Here is a 16,160-nt window from a genome sequence, read left to right on the forward strand (position 1 = left end):
GGCATTCTCGCGCCAAGCGACAGGAGCGCACATGACCCGAACAGTTTCCCTTCTTGGCGCGGCGATCGAGACCGGCGCCTCGCAACCCGGCTGCCTGATGGGGCCGGCCAGCCTGCGCACGGCGGGCATCGCTCGCGCGCTGGGCAGCCTTGGCTGGGCCGTCACGGACCTGGGCGACGCGACCATCGCGCCGCAGGCGCCGATGCCGCATCCGAACCCGGCGATCCATCACCTGGCCGAGACCCGCGCCTGGATCGAAACGCTCGCGCCGCTGGCCCATGACGCCACCGCCGCGCATGACCTCGCGATCTTCATGGGCGGGGACCATTCGATTTCCGCCGGCACCGTGCCGGGTGTGGCGCGTCATGCCGCCAGCCTCGGGCGGCCGCTCTTCGTGCTCTGGCTCGACGCACACCCGGACCTGCATGACCTGACGACCACCGAAAGCGGCAACCTGCACGGCACGCCCGTCGCGTATTTCACCGGCCTGCCCGGGTTCGACGCCTACCCGCCGCTGACCGCCGCCGTGGACCCCGGCAACGTCTGCATGATGGGTATCCGCTCGGTCGACATGGCCGAGCAGGCCCGCATCGCCGAGCTGGGGGTCGAGGTGCACGACATGCGCGCCATCGACGAAACCGGCGTGCTGGCGCCGCTGCGCGGCTTTCTCGAGCGGGTCGAGGCGGCGAACGGCATGCTCCACGTCAGCCTCGATGTCGATTTCCTCGAACCCGGCATCGCGCCCGCGGTCGGCACCACCGTCCCCGGCGGCGCCACCTTCCGCGAGGCGCATCTGATCATGGAGACGCTCTGCGACGCGGGCTGCGTCACCTCTCTCGACCTTGTCGAACTCAACCCCTTCCTTGACGAACGCGGCCGCACGGCCACGCTGATGACCGACCTCACCGCGTCCCTCATGGGCCGCCGCGTGATGGATCGCCCAACCCGGAGGTTCATTGGATGAACGCCGTTCAAACCATCCCCGCGCCCTCGGCGCTGGCGCATGTGCCCTTCGTGTCGGTCGCCGACATGATGCGGCTGGTGCATTCCATCGGCATCGAGCCCTTCATCGCCGGGCTCGCGGAGTATATCGAGGCCGATTTCACGCGCTGGCCCGAGTTCGACAAGACCCCCCGCGTGGCCGCCCATTCGCCCGAAGGCGTGATCGAGCTGATGCCGACCGCCGACCACGACAGCTACGGGTTCAAATACGTGAACGGGCACCCGGCCAACATGGCGCGGGGGTTCCAGACCGTGACCGCCTTTGGCGTTCTTGCCTCGGTCGCGAACGGCTACCCGGTGCTGCTGACCGAGATGACGCTGCTGACCGCTCTGCGCACCGCCGCCATGTCGGCCCTCGTGGGCCGCACCCTCGCGCCCAGGGGCGCTAGCGTCATGGCGATGATCGGCAACGGCGCACAATGCGAATTCCAGGCGCTGGCTTTCCGCGCGCTCTGCGGGATCAAGCGGCTGCGGCTCTACGACATCGACGCCGCCGCCACGGCCAAGGCGGCGCGGAACCTCGCGGCGCAGGGCTTTGACGTGATCCCGTGCACCAGCGCCGAGGCGGCGGTCGAGGGCGCGCATGTCATCACCACCTGCACCGCAGACAAGACGCGCGCCACGATCCTGACCGACAACATGGTCGGCAGCGGCCAGCACATCAACGCCATCGGCGGCGATTGCCCGGGCAAGACCGAGCTGCACCGCGACATCCTGCTGCGGTCCGACATCTTCGTCGAATACCCCGAACAGACGCGGATCGAGGGCGAGATCCAGCAGCTGGACTCGAACCACCCGGTGACCGAGCTGTGGCAGGTGTTCCGCGGCGAGGCGCCGGGGCGCACCTCGGACCGGCAGGTCACGCTGTTCGACAGCGTCGGCTTCGCGGTCGAGGATTTCTCGGCCCTGCGCTATGTGCGCGACCGGGTGGCGGGGACGGGCTTCGCCCAGCCGCTCGACCTGCTGGCCGACCCGGACGATCCGCGTGACCTTTTTGGCATGCTCACCCGCGCCGCACCGGCCTGAACCGGGCAATCGCACCCAAAGGCTTGACATATCGTCCCGGATCACCGACATGACCCTTGTCGCCGCGCTGCCGCGTGAGCATGCCGCGCCCAGTCGTTCAGACATGACGGGCCATCGGCGACACGGATTTCAGTTCCCCATCACGCAGGGTTCCTGACGCACGGCCGGACGGCGCGGGGCTCTCCCCGTCTTCCAGAGGCCGCGCGCACCCTATCGGGCCACCGCCGCGTGGTCTCTCAACATGGCCGTGCCGGGCATCCGTCCGCGTGGCCCGGAAGGATATGACTTGTCAGATTTTGACACCCTGGGGCTGAAGCCCGCGCTGACCGACGCCCTCAAGAAGGCCGGCCTGACCGAGCCGACCCCGATCCAGACCCAGGCGATTCCGCTCGCGCTGGAAGGCCACGACGTCCTTGGCCTGGCCCAGACCGGCACCGGCAAGACGCTCGCCTTTGGCCTGCCGCTGATCGACCACCTGATGGAGCAGACCGGCAAGCCCGAGCCCAAGTCGGTCAAGGCGCTGATCCTTGCTCCCACGCGCGAGCTGGTCAACCAGATCGCCGAGAACCTGCGCCTGCTGACCACGGGCACCAAGCTGCGCATCGCGACGGTCGTTGGTGGCCAGTCGATCAACAAGCAGATCCACACCCTGTCGCGGGGCATCGACATCCTGGTCGCCACGCCCGGCCGCCTGATCGACCTGATCGAGCGTCGCGCCGTGGACCTGTCGACCGCGCGCCAGCTGGTGCTGGACGAGGCGGACCAGATGCTCGACATGGGCTTCATCCACGCGCTGCGCCAGATCGCGCCCAAGCTGGGCACCCCGCGCCGCACCATGCTTTTCTCGGCCACCATGCCGAAGCAGATGGAAGAGCTGTCGCGCGCCTACCTGACCGACCCGCGCCGCGTGCAGGTCGCGCCTCCGGGCAAGGCGGCGGACAAGGTCACCCAGTCGGTGCATTTCATGGAAAAGCCGACCAAGCCGATCCGGCTGCGGCAGATCCTCGACAAGGACAAGGACGCGCTGACGCTGGTCTTCTCGCGCACCAAGCACGGGGCCGAAAAGCTGATGAAGGGGCTGGTGGCCGATGGCTACAACGCCGCCTCGATCCATGGCAACAAGAGCCAGGGCCAGCGCGACCGCGCCATCAAGGCCTTCCGCGACGGTGAGATCACCACGCTGGTCGCCACCGATGTGGCCGCCCGCGGGATCGACATTCCGGGCGTGGCTTACGTCATCAACTACGACCTGCCCGAGGTGCCGGACAATTACATCCACCGCATCGGCCGGACCGCCCGCGCGGGCCGCGAGGGCGAGGCGATCGCCTTTTGCACCGCCGAGGACGTGGATCTGCTGACCCAGATCGAAAAGCTGATGAAGATCAAGGTGCCGGTCGGCAGCGGCACCCGTCCGCAGGCCGTCGCAGCCGAAAAGCCGGCCCGTGGCGGGCGCGGTGGCGGCGGCGGTGGTGGCGGCGGCCGGGGTCGCGGTCGTGGCCAGGGTGGCGGCAAGCCCGGTGGCAGCAGCGGCGGCAAGCCCGCGACCGGCGCCAAGCCGGCCCGTTCGGGGCGTCAGCGCCGCAGCCGCGCGGCCTGAACCGGCACGTCGGGCCTGACGTGACCTGACGACACATGACCCCGGAGGGTGGCTGACGCCCTCCGGGGTCATTGCGTTTTGGCGATACGCCGGTTTCGTGGTAAGGTTGACCCTGCGGCAAGCTCCGGGGGGTGCCATGCCAACGCTCACACTGACCAGCAGCAGCGCCTTCACGACCATGGGCACCAGCTTTCAGCGGCTGCTCTACACCGCGCTGCGCGATGCCAACTACCTTTTCAGCGGGGCGGCCCTGGGCGTCGGGCTTTCGACGCCGTTTCATTCACCCTTCCGGTTCTTCTTCGAGGGGCCGGGCCTCAACTTTGGCACCGGCGTGCCTTTTGGCGACGTCACCCGGATCGACATCATCTTCAGCACCTTCGACGGCAGCCTGTCCGAGACGGTGGCCACGCTGGACGGCCTGCCAAGCATTGATATTAATGCAATGATCGACGCCGCCCAGGCGCTGCCCGAGTTTCAGGAGCCGGACCTGTCCGAGCCTGCCATCGCCGCCTTCTGGGCGCTTTTTGGCACCGACGGCATGTCTGGATCCGAATTCGATGATGTCCTCGAATGGGGCGATGCGCCGGTCACCCTGGCCGGCGGGGCGGGCGATGACGTCTTCCTGCCCGGGCCCGGCGCCGCCACCGTTACCGGCGGGCCGGGGCGCGATGCCATTGACTGGCGCAACGTCGGCACGGCCGTCGAGGCGTCGCTGGACACGGGCCTCGTGCGCTTGGGCGACGACACCCAGTCCATCGCAGGGCTCGAGGTGCTGTTCGGCTCGCCCCGAGACGACAGCCTCGAGGGCGGCGCGGGCAATGACCTGATCTTTGGCCGAGAAGGCTGGGACCGGATCTTTGGCGGTGCGGGCCAGGACGAGCTGCACGGCGACGACGGCAATGACACGATCCAGGGCGGGCCGCAGGGCAACAGCGCTATCGACTCCGCCGACCTGGTCTTTGGCGAGGCGGGCGACGATGTTCTCTACGGCAACGCCGGCACTGACACGATCTACGGCGGCCCCGGGGCCGACCATCTGCGCGGCCAACTGGGCAACGACAGCCTGCAGGGCGGTCCGGGCCGCGACATGCTGTGGGGCGGCGACGGCTTCGACACGCTGCTGGGCGGGCTTGGCGCGGATGAACTGCATGGCGAGGACCAGGGCGACGTGTTGTCGGGCAACTACGGCGCGGACGACCTGCGCGGCGGCAATGGTCTGGATGTGCTGATCGGGGGCGACGGCGACGACACGCTGCGCGGAGACGCGCATGACGACACGCTGATCGGGGACCGCGACAATGACTGGCTCTCCGGCGGGGAGGGCCGGGATCACCTTCAGGGCAATCAGGGCGCGGACTTTCTGACCGGAGACTTCGGCGCGGATTACCTGCATGGCGGCAAGGGGTTCGACACGATGTACGGCGGGGCAGGCGCCGACACGATGTACGGCGGCGACGGCAATGACCTCATGCGGGGCATGGGCTTTCCGTCTTTGCCCGAGTCCGTGGGCAATCTCATGTATGGCGGTGACGGTGACGACCGGTTGTACGGCGCCGAGGGCGACGACACCCTGGGCGGCGGCACCGGCAACGACAGGCTGGATGGCGACGAAGGCAACGACCTGATGTGGGGCGGCTCGGGCTTCGACACGCTTTACGGCAGCGACGGGTTCGACACGCTGCTGGGCGAGGCGGGCAATGACGAGCTGTACGGCCACAAGAAGGCCGACAGCCTCGAGGGCGGGGACGGGGCCGACTGGCTGAACGGGGGCGCCGGGCTTGATACGCTGTTCGGTGGCGCGGGCGACGACAGCCTTTGGGGCGAAGAGCATGCCGACTGGTTCGTCTTTGCCGCGACCGACAGCGGGTCCGACCTGGTGCAGGATTTCGAGGCCGGCGACCGCGCGCTGTTCCTGGGCCAGACCGAGGCCGATCTCACGATCACCCCGGTCGAGTTCGGCACCTTCGTCCTGCATGCGGGGGGATCGGTGATGTTCGACTATTACACGCTGACCCTGGCCGACATCCACTTTGACTGACACGTCATTGTCATAGGCTTCCATTATCGAAACGATTGGAAGATAGAATTTTTAATAATGACTTCTTTCGGTGTAGCGTTACATCAGACGCGACGGGCCGGGCCGGTCGGCGGGGAGTTCCCCTGCTGGCCAGCCCGGCCCGACGCCCCGAAAGACCTTTAGAACCACCGAGGAGAGGAGATCTTCATGGACGGCAACGATATGGAAAACACGGGCAAGTGCCCGGTCATGCATGGCAGCCAGACCGAGACCGGCAGCAGCGTGATGGACTGGTGGCCCAAGTCGCTGAACTTTGACATCCTGCACCAGCACGACACCAAGACCGACCCGATGGGCAAGGATTTCAGCTACCGCAAGGAGCTGGAAAATCTCGACGTGGACGCGCTGAAGGCCGACATGGAAGCGCTGCTCAAGGACAGCCAGGACTGGTGGCCGGCAGATTACGGCACCTACGGCGGCCTGATGATCCGCCTGGCCTGGCACTCGGCCGGCTCGTACCGCCTGGCCGACGGACGTGGCGGCGGCGGCACCGGCAACATCCGCTTTGCCCCGCTGAATTCCTGGCCCGACAACGCCAGCCTCGACAAGGCGCGGCGCCTGCTGTGGCCGCTCAAGAAGAAATACGGCAACAAGGTCTCCTGGGGTGACCTGATCATCCTCGCCGGCAACGTGGCCTACGAAAGCTTCGGGCTCAAGACCTACGGCTTTGCCTTCGGCCGCAAGGACATCTGGGCGCCGGAAAAGGACACCTACTGGGGGGCCGAGCGCGAATGGCTCGCCCCGTCCGACAACCGCTATGACGACGTGTCGAAGCCCGACACGATGGAGAACCCGCTGGCCGCCGTGCAGATGGGCCTGATCTACGTGAACCCCGAGGGCGTGAACGGCAAGCCCGACCCGCTGGCGACCGCCGCCCAGGTGCGCGAGACCTTCGCCCGCATGGCCATGGACGACGAGGAGACCGCGGCGCTGACCGCCGGGGGCCACACCGTCGGCAAGACCCACGGCAACGGCGACGCCAGTGCGCTGGGGGCAGAGCCCGAGGCCGCGGATGTCGAGCACCAGGGTTTCGGCTGGCACAACCCGAACCTGAACGGCAAGGCGGCGAACGCCATCACCGGCGGCCCCGAAGGCGCCTGGACGACCAACCCGACCGTCTTTGACATGGGCTATTTCGACATGCTCTTCGGCCATGAATGGGAGCTGACGGAATCCCCCGCCGGCGCCAAGCAGTGGAAGCCCGTGGACATCAAGGAAGAGGACATGCCGGTCGACGCGAGCGACCCCAGCAAGCGCCGCATGCCGATGATGACCGACGCCGACATGGCCATGAAGATGGACCCGGCCTACCGCGCCATCTGCGAAAAGTTCATGGCCGATCCGGACTACTTCAAGGAAACCTTTGCCCGCGCCTGGTTCAAGCTGACCCACCGCGACATGGGGCCCAAGGATCGCTGGTTCGGGCCGGAAGTACCCGCCGAGGATCTGATCTGGCAGGACCCGATCCCCAAGGGGTCGACCGGCTACGACGTGGCGGCGGTCAAGACCAAGATCGCGGCAACCGGCCTGTCGGGCGCCGAGATGATCGCGACCGCCTGGGACAGCGCCCGGACCTATCGCGGCTCGGACATGCGGGGCGGCGCCAATGGCGCGCGCATCCGGCTTGCACCGCAGAAGGACTGGATTGGCAACGAGCCCGAGCGCCTGTCGAAGGTGCTGGCCAAGCTCGAGCCCATCGCGGCCGAGACCGGCGCCTCGCTGGCGGACGTGATCGTGCTGGCGGGCAACCTCGGGATCGAGCAGGCGGCCAAGGCGGCCGGCTATGACATCGAGGTGCCCTTTGCCCCCGGTCGCGGCGATGCCACGGCCGAGATGACCGATGCGGACAGCTTCGAGCCGCTCGAGCCGCTGGCCGACGCCTTCCGCAACTGGCTCAAGACCGACTACGTGGTCAGCCCCGAAGAGATGCTGCTCGACCGGGCGCAGCTCATGGGCCTGACGGCGCCCGAGATGACGGTCCTGCTGGGCGGCATGCGGGTGCTGGGCACCAACCACGGCGGCACGGCGCATGGCGTCTTCACCGACCGGGTGGGGGCGCTCACCACCGACTTCTTCGTCAACCTGACGGACATGGCCTACAAGTGGGTCCCCGTCGGCAATGGCACCTACGAGATCCGCGACCGGGCGTCGGACGCGGTCAAGTGGACGGCCACGCGGGTGGACCTGGTGTTCGGCTCGAACTCGATCCTGCGGTCCTATGCCGAGGTCTACGCCCAGGACGACGCGGGCCAGAAGTTCGTCGACGATTTCGTCGCGGCCTGGGTCAAGGTGATGAACGCCGACCGGTTCGATCTGGCCTGAACGGGGTTCAGTGAGGTTGGAAACGCCCGCGCTACGGCGCGGGCGTTTTCGCTTGGGCGAGGCTTGCGCTACCGCCGCATCCGCGCGCCGGTCGGGTCATACATCGGACGCAGCGCGGCCTCGGCCGCGAACCGCTCCCCCGCGATCTCGATCTCGTAGCGCGAGGCGAGGAGGCTGGCCGCGTCCTCGCCCGGGCAGGGCACGTAACCCAGTCCGATGGCGCCGCCAAGCGTATGACCATATGCGCCGCTGGTCAGGTCGCCGACCACGTCGCCATCCCGCAGGATCGGCTCGTTGTGATAAAGCAGGGGCGCCGGGTCGGTCAGCCGGAACTGCACCAGCCGCTGCGTAAGGCCGTTGTCCCGCCGTGCCAGCACCGCGTCGCGGCCGATGAAGTCGGGTTTCCCGAGGTCCACCGCGAAGCCCAGCCCGGCTTCAAGCACATGGTCGTCGCTGCCGATGTCATGGCCGAAATGTCGAAAGCCCTTCTCGATCCGGCACGACTCCATCGCGTGCAGACCGCAAAGCCGCGCCCCGGTGCCCTCGGTTGCCGCCATCAGCGTCTCGAACACATGGGCGCATTGGTCGGCCGAGACGTAGATCTCCCACCCCAGTTCGCCCACGTAGGACAGCCGATGTGCGCGGGCGCGGCCGAGGCCGAAATCCACCTCGCGCGCGGTGTAGAACGGGTGCCCCGCATCCGACCAATCGTGCCAGGGCGCCGCGCGGGCCAGCAGGTCGCGCGACCCGGGTCCCATGACGGCCAGGACGCCTTCGCCCGCCGTGACGTCGAGGATCGAGACCGCGTCGTCCCCCCGCCACCGCATCAGCCAGGCGAGGTCGCGGACTACAGTGGCGGCGGGCGTGACGACCAGGTAGCGCGTCTCCTCTTGACGTGTCACCGTAATGTCGCCCTCTATCCCTCCGGCATTGTTCAGGAATTGCGTGTAGACGATCCGGCCGACGGGCACGTCGATCTGCCCGCCGCAGACCCGGTTGAGGAAGCGCATCGCGTCCCGCCCATCGACCAGGATCTTGCCGAAGGAGCTCATGTCGTAGATCCCGACGCCCTCGCGGATCGCGCGGTGCTCGGCGGCCGAGGCCTGGAACCAGTTTTGCCGTTTCCAGGAATAGCGGTATTCGGCCGTCTCGCCCGGCGCCGCGAACCAATTGGCGCGCTCCCAACCGGCGAGTTCTCCGAACACGGCGCCCCGTGCGGCCAGCGCATCGTGGAAGGGCGAACGGCGTACCCCGCGCGCCGTCGCCTTCTGGCGGTAGGGGAAATGATCCGCGTAGAGCAGCCCCAGCGTCTCGCTCGCCCGTGTCGCAAGGTAGGTGCGGTTCTGCATGAAGGGCTGCATCCGGCGAATGTCCACGTCCGACAGGTCGAAGGGCGGATGGCCATGCGCCATCCAATGCGCCAGCGCCATGCCCGCGCCGCCCGCCGACTGGATGCCGATGGAATTGAAGCCGGCGGCGACGAAATAACCCCGGATTTCAGGCGCTTCGCCCAGGTGATAGGCATCGTCGGGGGTGAAGCTTTCGGGCCCGTTGAAGAAGGTCTGGATGCCGGTGCTTTGCAACGCGGGCATGCGGGTCATGGCCTGTTCGAGGATCGGCTCGAAATGGTCGAAATCCTCGGGCAGCTGGTCGAAACAGAAATCCTCGGGGATGCCGCGCGTGGCCCAGGGCTTGGCGACGGGCTCGAAGGCGCCGATCAGGAACTTGCCCGCGTCCTCCTTGTAATAGGCGCATTCGTCCGGCACCCGCAGGACCGGCAGTTGGCTCAGCCCGGCGACAGGCTCGGTCACCACGTAGAAATGTTCGCAGGCCTGCAGAGGCACGTTCACGCCGTTCCGGCGGCCCAGCTCGGCGGCCCACATGCCGCCGCAGTTCACCACGTAATCGGCTGAAATCACGCCGCTTTCGCCGGTTTCGTCCTGCCAGGCCACGCCCGACACGGCCCGCGCGCCGCCGCGCCGAGTCTCGAGCACCTCGGTGACCTTGACGTGCTCGAAGATCTGAACGCCGTTCATCCGGGCGCCTTTCGCGAGCGCCAGCGCGATGTTGCCCGGATCGCCCTGGCCGTCTTTCGGCAGATGCACCGCGCCGGTGAACCCTTCGGTGTTCACCTGTGGGTGCAGGCGTTCCAACCCGGCCCGGTCCAGCGGCGTGACCTCGACGCCAAAAGCGCGCGCCATGGAGGCCTGGCGCAGGATCTCTTCGCGCCGTTCCTCCGTCAGCGCCATGGTGATCGAGCCGCAGCGGCGAAAGCCGGTGGCGACGCCGGTTTCCTCTTCGAGGCCCCAGTAGAGCTCCTGCGAATAGCGGCTGAGGCGGGTCATGTTCCGCGTTGCGCGCAGCTGGGCGATCAGCCCGGCCGCGTGCCAGGTGGTGCCGCTGGTCAGCTGCTTGCGTTCCAGCAGCACGACGTCCGTCCAGCCCAGCTTGCCCAGGTGATAGGCGACCGAGCAGCCGGCGATGCCGCCGCCGATGATGACCGCGCGGGCATGAGGGGGCGGGGGCATGGCAAGCTCCTGTCAAGGCAACGGGCAATGGCCCGAGGGCAGCCCGTCACGCGCCCGAATGCAAGAAAAATCGCCCAGGCCAGACTGGCGTGACGCGCTGAATCGACGCGGGCGTCAGCAGGGACGGGCCTGGGCGCCGGCAACCACCCGCGCGGAGAGCGGCGAGAGGGCAAAGGCCAGCGGCGCCGCCTCGACCGGCATGGACCCGGGCCCGTCGCAGGCCAGGAAGTCCGATGCGAAGCGGTCCAACGCCGCCACCTCGGATTCGTCCGACACGCCGCAGAACACCGCGGCCCCTTCGGGCGAGAGGCGAAACACGGCCGAACAGGCCCGCGCGCAGCCGTCCAGCTGGCTGGTCCCGGTCATGTCGAGATCGGGTGTCACCCGCCGCGCCGCGCGGCCCGCGCGGTCCAGCGCCCGCAGCATCCGCGTCGCCGCCGGGCAAGGGCGGCCCAGGTGCGGGCAGAGCGTGCTGATCATGTCGCTGTCGGGGGTCTCCCCGGCCTGGTCATCCGTCATCATGGCGCCCTCCGCGCGCTGTGCGGACGGGGGAGACGGGTGGGGCCGGACGGCACGGGCAGGGGCCCGCGTCGGACAAGCGCCACCGGAACACCCCGCCCGGCCTGGTTCATGTCACGATGGCAGGTCTCCTGGCTTGCGGGTCGACGCTCCTCCGGGCCTTCCCGGGGACTGGGCCCCAGTGGCAATTCCGGTCTCGCTCTCCGCCTACAGTTGCGGGGGCAGCCGCGGACTGGTCCCGGATCGTTCCGGCACGCACCGCGTTCCCTTTCAAGCCGATTGCAACATCGGCACCATCTGGCCCATGGGTGCCACGCGCCGCCCGATTTGTCCACCCGGGGATGCTGCGGTGCCGTCACAGTGCTAACCATTCGTTCACCGCGCCGTTGTTGACGCAGGGGTGCACGCTAGGCTGGTCGGATCACAACGCCAGGATGGGTCAGATGGCATTGATTACAGGGTCGAACGCTTCGGAAACCATGATCGGGACGTCGGGTGACGACACGCTTGAAGGGAACGGCGGGGATGACACCTTTCGCCCCGGTGCGGGCGATGACCTGTCGCAGGGTGGCAGCGGCAAGGACCGGTTCGAGAACAGCGTCGGTGACGACACCTCCTACGGAAGTGGCGGAAATGACAGCTTTTTCTACTCGACCGTCTACACGGCCACGCTGGATGCCGAGACCTACGACGGCGGCGAAGGCGACGACGACCTGACGATCTGGATGGCGGCGGCCACGACCCTGGCCTTTGACTTGTCGGCCTGGCCGGACGCCGCGGGCTGGGGCAACGGCAGCTTCGGCCTGCGCTTCCGCGACATCGAATCGTTCAACGTCTCGACCGGGGCTGGCGCGGACACGATCAACAGTCACCTCGGAAACGACGTGATTGCCACCTGGGCTGGAAACGATGTGATCCGGGCTGCGGCCGGGCAGGACACCGTGCGCGGCGGGCTCGGGAATGACACCATCTTTGGCGGGGCGGGCAACGATCTGCTGATCGGGGACGATGACGGCAGCGGCGACGGCGCGGACGTGATCCGTGGTGGCAATGGCGCCGACGTGATCCGGGGCGAAGGCGGGGCCGATGTCCTTTACGGTCAGAACGGCGCCGACACGATCGACGGCGGCGCGGGCAACGACGTGATCGAAGGTAACGCCGGCCACGATTTCGTCCGCGCGGGCCTGGGCAACGACACGGTGCTGGGCGGCTGGGGCAGCGACACCGCCTGGGGCGGCGACGGCGCCGACAGCCTGGTGGGCGACGGCGGGGCCGATTTCCTTTACGGCGAGGTCGGCGACGACATCGTCATCGGCGGCGACGGCCACGACCACCTCGAGGGGAACGAGGGTGCGGACACGCTGATCGGCGGCGACGGCAACGACTGGATGCGCGGGTCCTACGACAACGACATCCTTTGGGGCGGCACAGGGCACGACTATCTCTGGGGCGGCTATGGCGACGATTATGTCTGGATCGAGAACGACTTCGGCAATGACACGATCGACGCCGAGGGGGTGAACGAGGTGATCGGCGACACGCTCGACCTCAGCCTCGTGACCGATGACCTGGTGATCGACCTCACCGGCAACTCGCCCAAGGTCGGCAGCTTCACCGATGGCACCTGGACGGCGGTCTATGACCAGATCGAGATCCTCATTCTTGGCGCGGGGCGCGACACGCTGAAACTGGCCGATTTCGGCGGCAGCGACACGGTTTACGGGTTCGACACGACGGATGCGGGCGACGGGACCATGACAGACCGGCTGCACACGCTGGGCCTGACCAACGACTGGGGCACGACGCCCATCACCGCCGCCGACGTGACCGTCACCGACGACGGCTTCGGCAACGCGCTGCTGACCTTTGCGGGCTTCATGGACGACCTGACCCTGATCGGCGTCGCGCCCGAAGAGATCGACGAGCTGCACGAGCTGGTCGCGGCGGGCATCCCGCTGGGGGCGCTCGACCACGTGGTCACGGGCACCTCGGGCGCCGACCTGATCGACGCCGCCTATGCCGGCGATCCGCAGGGCGACCGGGTGGACGCACATGACGCCATCGACGCCTCGGATGACGACGTGATCCGGCCCGGAAACGGTGCCGACACGGTCTGGGCCGGGGACGGTGACGACTGGGTGATCGGCGAGGGCACCACGGGCGCCAAGCGGATCTACGGCGAGGATGGCGACGATTCCGTCTCGGGCGGGGGCGGCAACGACACGCTGGTCGGCGGCATGGGCAACGACACGCTCTTTGGCGGGAACGGGCGCGACCTGGTGCAGGCCGGCAAGGATGCCGACCGGCTTTACGGTGGCGCCTCGAGCGACACGCTCGAGGGCGGCGACGGCAATGACCGGCTCTTTGGCGGCAAGGGGCGCGACACCGGCTACCTGGGCGCTGGCGACGATCTCTGGACCGACACCGACCAGGTCGAATGGGGCGATGACCTTGTCTACGGCGGCGCGGGCGACGACACGATCGGCACCACGGCCGGGAACGACACGCTGACCGGCGGGGCCGGGGCGGATGTCTTTGTCTTTGCCGCGACCGTCGGGGACGTGGAGATCACCGATCTCACGCTCGGCCTCGACCGGCTCGAGCTGGATGCGGCGCTCTGGACCGGCAGCTTCGACCAGGCCGCGCTGGACGCGATGGCCAGCGTGGTTGCGGGCGGGATCGAGCTGGCGCTGGATACGGGCGCGGTCCTGACGCTGACCGGGCTGACCGGCACGGCCGGTCTGATCGACGACATCATCCTGCTGTAGGGAGGCAGTTCTGGGACTAGTGACCTTTTCCGTGATCGCAGCGGCTTGTGCCGTATTGTTCATCCATCGCTTCAGCCCCCGGCCCGCATCAGTGCGCCAAAGGGCAACAGCTCGGTCGGCAGACCGGCGAGCACCATCATGTGCCACAACAGGGCCTGGTTACTCGTCAGCACAGGCTTGCCAAGTTCGGCCTCGGTCTCGGCGATGATGGGCAGGGCCCGCAGGTTGGTGCAGGCCAGGAAGACCGCGTCGCAGGGCGCCTGCGCGGCGACCGACAGGATGGCGGCGCGCAGGGAATGGGCCTCGATCCGGGCGACGCGCTCGTCGCTGGGTTCCTCCATCGACCCGAAACCGGCGATCTCAAGCCCCGCCGCCGTGAGCGCAGCGCGCATGGCGTCCGACACCTCGGGCAGGTAGGGCGTGACGAAGCCCAGCCGCGTGATCCCCAGCGCCCGGCAGGCGGCGATGGTGGCGGTCAGCGGGTCGGTCACGGCGCGGGCGTCGATGCCCGCGCGCACGCCCGCCGCCACCTTGTCCGGCCCGATCCGCGTCGCGCCGGACGTACAGCCATAGCCCACCACGTCATAGGGGTGGGTCGCGGGCAACAGCGCGGCCGAGCGGGGCAGTTCGGCCTCCATCCGCGCGAGCGCGTCCATCGTGACCTCGGTCTCGCAGGGGATGCGGCTGACGTAGTGGGCGACGCCGTCTCCTTGCAGGACCTGCCGCGCCTCGTGCTCGATCGTCTCGTCGGTGCGCAGCACGATCAGGCCGAAATTGGCGCGATGGCCCAGTGGCGGGCCAAGGTCAAAGGGCAGGCGGGTCATGGGGCGCACTCCAGTTCCGGCATCTCACGCGGGGCGCGGGGGGTGAGCCAGTCTGCGCCGGTGTCGGTGATCAGGATGTCTTCCTCGTGCACCAGCATCCGGCCGGGGGCGATCTGGAAACCGGGTTCCAGCGTCAGCACCATGCCGGGGCGCAGCGGCGTCGTGTCGGCGGGGATGAGCGAGGGCCATTCAGTCAGCCGCATCCCCAGCCCATGCCCCAGCCGCCCGCCGGCGCCCGCGTCCCCATGGGCCGAGATCACGGCGTTCATGGCGTGGTAAAGATCGGCCGCCGTGGCGCCGGGGCGGGCGGCGGCAAAACCGGCCTCGGTCGCGTCATGCAGCAGGGCATGGGCTTCGCGGACCTCGGGCGCGGGCAGGCCGACCGACCAGTTGCGGTCGAAATCGCAGAAGTACCCGTGGCGCACCGCCCCGGTGTCGAGCATCAGCACGTCGCCCGGCACCAGCGGCCTGTCCGAGGCGGGCGAGATGACGTCGCCATACCCGCCGGGCGCCGCGGCCCCGGCAAGGTAAGGCACCCAGTCGGCGCCTTCGTCCAGAAGCAGCGCCTGGAAGTCGCGGAAGACCCGCGACAACGGCACCCCGGCGCGGGCGATCTGCGGGACGCGGTCAAAGGCCCGGCCGGCGATGGCGCAAATCTCGCGGATCACGGCGATCTCGGCCGGCGATTTCACCTCCTGCTGGGAGCGCAGCAGCGGCGTCGCGTCGGCCATGGTGCGGCCGGGCAGGGCGGATTGCAGCCGCGCCCAGTCGGTGAGCGGCATGCGCAGCACCGACTCGCGCCCCATGGGCGTGCCGATGCGGTCGCCGGGGGCGGTCACCTCGGCCAGGGCCTCGACCAGCAGCGACACACCATCGTCGGCGTAATCCGGGGCGACCCATGTGCGGATGTCGTCGAGCCAGGTCTGGCCCATCAGCTCGGCCCCGATGCCGGGGATCACCGCGATGGGCTTGCCAGCGGCGGGCAGCACCAGGAACCAGGGCCGCGTCGGGCTTTCCCAGAACCGGGTGAAAAAGCCGGTGAAATAGCGCAGGTCCGGCTCGGTCGTCAGCAGCATGGCCGCCAGCCCCTCGGCCGCCATGGCGGCCTGCGCCGCACGGGTGCGGGCGGCGTATTCATCGGTGGCAAAGGGCGGGGGCATGGCGGCCTCGGTTCGGCATCTGTTGCGCCGATCGTGACGCGATCCTGCGGGAAAGCAATGCAAATCCGCGGCCGGGCAGCTGCGGCGCGGGCCGGTGCCGGGCATCGCGGCAGGGCCGCCGCGCCGGCCCGAAACGGGGGCACGACCCGCGCCGCGAAGAACCTGCGAAAGGCGGGGATTTTCCTGTTGACGCGCCCCTGTGCTTTGCTTATTCCGCCCCTCACGCGGTTGTAGCTCAGTTGGTTAGAGTACCGGCCTGTCACGCCGGGGGTCGCGGGTTCGAGCCCCGTCAACCGCGCCACTTTCCCCCGTTGATACCCGGTGGGAACGGCAAAAG

General features: G+C 68.5%; 10 protein-coding genes, 1 tRNA gene and 1 riboswitch. Of the genes, 7 read left to right on the forward strand and 4 right to left on the reverse strand.

The window, feature by feature from the left end; genetic code table 11:
- The first annotated feature begins 31 nt into the window (after positions 1-31).
- The 5 genes from rocF (at position 32) to katG (ending at position 8,024) form a co-directional block, all read left to right on the forward strand.
- Positions 32-964 (forward strand): arginase, encoded by a 933-nt coding sequence (rocF, locus tag MF270_RS11755; protein ID WP_238366082.1) that lies wholly within the window; start codon positions 32-34, stop codon positions 962-964.
- Positions 961-2,028 (forward strand): ornithine cyclodeaminase, encoded by a 1,068-nt coding sequence (locus MF270_RS11760; protein WP_238366083.1) that lies wholly within the window; start codon positions 961-963, stop codon positions 2,026-2,028. The genes rocF and MF270_RS11760 overlap by 4 nt, the downstream gene beginning before the upstream one ends.
- A gap of 286 nt (positions 2,029-2,314) precedes the next feature.
- On the forward strand, positions 2,315-3,625 hold the full coding sequence (locus MF270_RS11765) for a DEAD/DEAH box helicase (RefSeq protein WP_238366084.1): 1,311 nt from the start codon (positions 2,315-2,317) through the stop codon (positions 3,623-3,625).
- Positions 3,626-3,761: 136 nt separating this feature from the next.
- Positions 3,762-5,663, forward strand: coding sequence for a calcium-binding protein (locus tag MF270_RS11770; RefSeq protein WP_238366085.1), 1,902 nt, complete (start codon positions 3,762-3,764; stop codon positions 5,661-5,663).
- A gap of 186 nt (positions 5,664-5,849) precedes the next feature.
- On the forward strand, positions 5,850-8,024 hold the full coding sequence (gene katG, locus MF270_RS11775; RefSeq protein ID WP_238366086.1) for a catalase/peroxidase HPI: 2,175 nt from the start codon (positions 5,850-5,852) through the stop codon (positions 8,022-8,024).
- A gap of 68 nt (positions 8,025-8,092) precedes the next feature.
- On the opposite strand, the gene MF270_RS11780 is transcribed toward katG, so the two are convergent.
- Together MF270_RS11780 and MF270_RS11785 are read right to left on the reverse strand one after the other, a co-directional pair.
- Positions 8,093-10,552 carry a GcvT family protein gene (locus MF270_RS11780; protein ID WP_238366087.1) on the reverse strand — a complete coding sequence of 820 codons (2,460 nt, stop codon included), beginning with the start codon at positions 10,550-10,552 and terminating at the stop codon, positions 8,093-8,095.
- Positions 10,553-10,666: 114 nt separating this feature from the next.
- Complete coding sequence (locus MF270_RS11785; RefSeq protein WP_238366088.1) at positions 10,667-11,074, reverse strand: hypothetical protein; 408 nt, start codon at positions 11,072-11,074, stop codon at positions 10,667-10,669.
- A gap of 101 nt (positions 11,075-11,175) precedes the next feature.
- Positions 11,176-11,384: riboswitch (cobalamin riboswitch) on the reverse strand.
- Between the two features lie 130 nt (positions 11,385-11,514).
- Between MF270_RS11785 and MF270_RS11790 the strand changes: the two genes are divergently transcribed.
- On the forward strand, positions 11,515-13,839 hold the full coding sequence (locus MF270_RS11790) for a calcium-binding protein (protein ID WP_238366089.1): 2,325 nt from the start codon (positions 11,515-11,517) through the stop codon (positions 13,837-13,839).
- Between the two features lie 71 nt (positions 13,840-13,910).
- On the opposite strand, the gene MF270_RS11795 is transcribed toward MF270_RS11790, so the two are convergent.
- The gene (locus MF270_RS11795; RefSeq protein ID WP_238366090.1) at positions 13,911-14,663 is read right to left on the reverse strand and encodes a maleate cis-trans isomerase family protein; all 753 of its coding nucleotides are present in this window, start codon (positions 14,661-14,663) and stop codon (positions 13,911-13,913) included.
- Positions 14,660-15,823: a M24 family metallopeptidase gene (locus MF270_RS11800; RefSeq protein ID WP_238366091.1), complete on the reverse strand. Its 1,164-nt coding sequence runs from the start codon at positions 15,821-15,823 to the stop codon at positions 14,660-14,662. Before MF270_RS11800 ends, MF270_RS11795 begins: the two co-directional genes overlap by 4 nt.
- 224 nt (positions 15,824-16,047) lie before the next feature.
- On the opposite strand from MF270_RS11800, the gene MF270_RS11805 reads away from it, so the two are divergent.
- Positions 16,048-16,124 (forward strand) — tRNA-Asp (locus MF270_RS11805).
- Positions 16,125-16,160 lie beyond the last annotated feature (36 nt).

This window comes from Mesobacterium pallidum (genome assembly GCF_019966535.1).
Taxonomy (GTDB): Bacteria; Pseudomonadota; Alphaproteobacteria; order Rhodobacterales; family Rhodobacteraceae; genus Mesobacterium; species Mesobacterium pallidum.

Excerpts from the sequence above, each read along its gene's own strand:
- MF270_RS11785 (WP_238366088.1), bottom strand. The coding sequence starts at position 11,074 with ATGATGACGGATGACCAGGCCGGGGAGACCCCCGACAGCGACATGATC.
- MF270_RS11780 (WP_238366087.1), bottom strand. The coding sequence starts at position 10,552 with ATGCCCCCGCCCCCTCATGCCCGCGCGGTCATCATCGGCGGCGGCATC.
- MF270_RS11800 (WP_238366091.1), bottom strand. The coding sequence starts at position 15,823 with ATGCCCCCGCCCTTTGCCACCGATGAATACGCCGCCCGCACCCGTGCG.
- katG (WP_238366086.1), top strand. The coding sequence starts at position 5,850 with ATGGACGGCAACGATATGGAAAACACGGGCAAGTGCCCGGTCATGCAT.
- MF270_RS11795 (WP_238366090.1), bottom strand. The coding sequence starts at position 14,663 with ATGACCCGCCTGCCCTTTGACCTTGGCCCGCCACTGGGCCATCGCGCC.
- MF270_RS11790 (WP_238366089.1), top strand. The coding sequence starts at position 11,515 with ATGGCATTGATTACAGGGTCGAACGCTTCGGAAACCATGATCGGGACG.
- rocF (WP_238366082.1), top strand. The coding sequence starts at position 32 with ATGACCCGAACAGTTTCCCTTCTTGGCGCGGCGATCGAGACCGGCGCC.
- MF270_RS11770 (WP_238366085.1), top strand. The coding sequence starts at position 3,762 with ATGCCAACGCTCACACTGACCAGCAGCAGCGCCTTCACGACCATGGGC.
- MF270_RS11760 (WP_238366083.1), top strand. The coding sequence starts at position 961 with ATGAACGCCGTTCAAACCATCCCCGCGCCCTCGGCGCTGGCGCATGTG.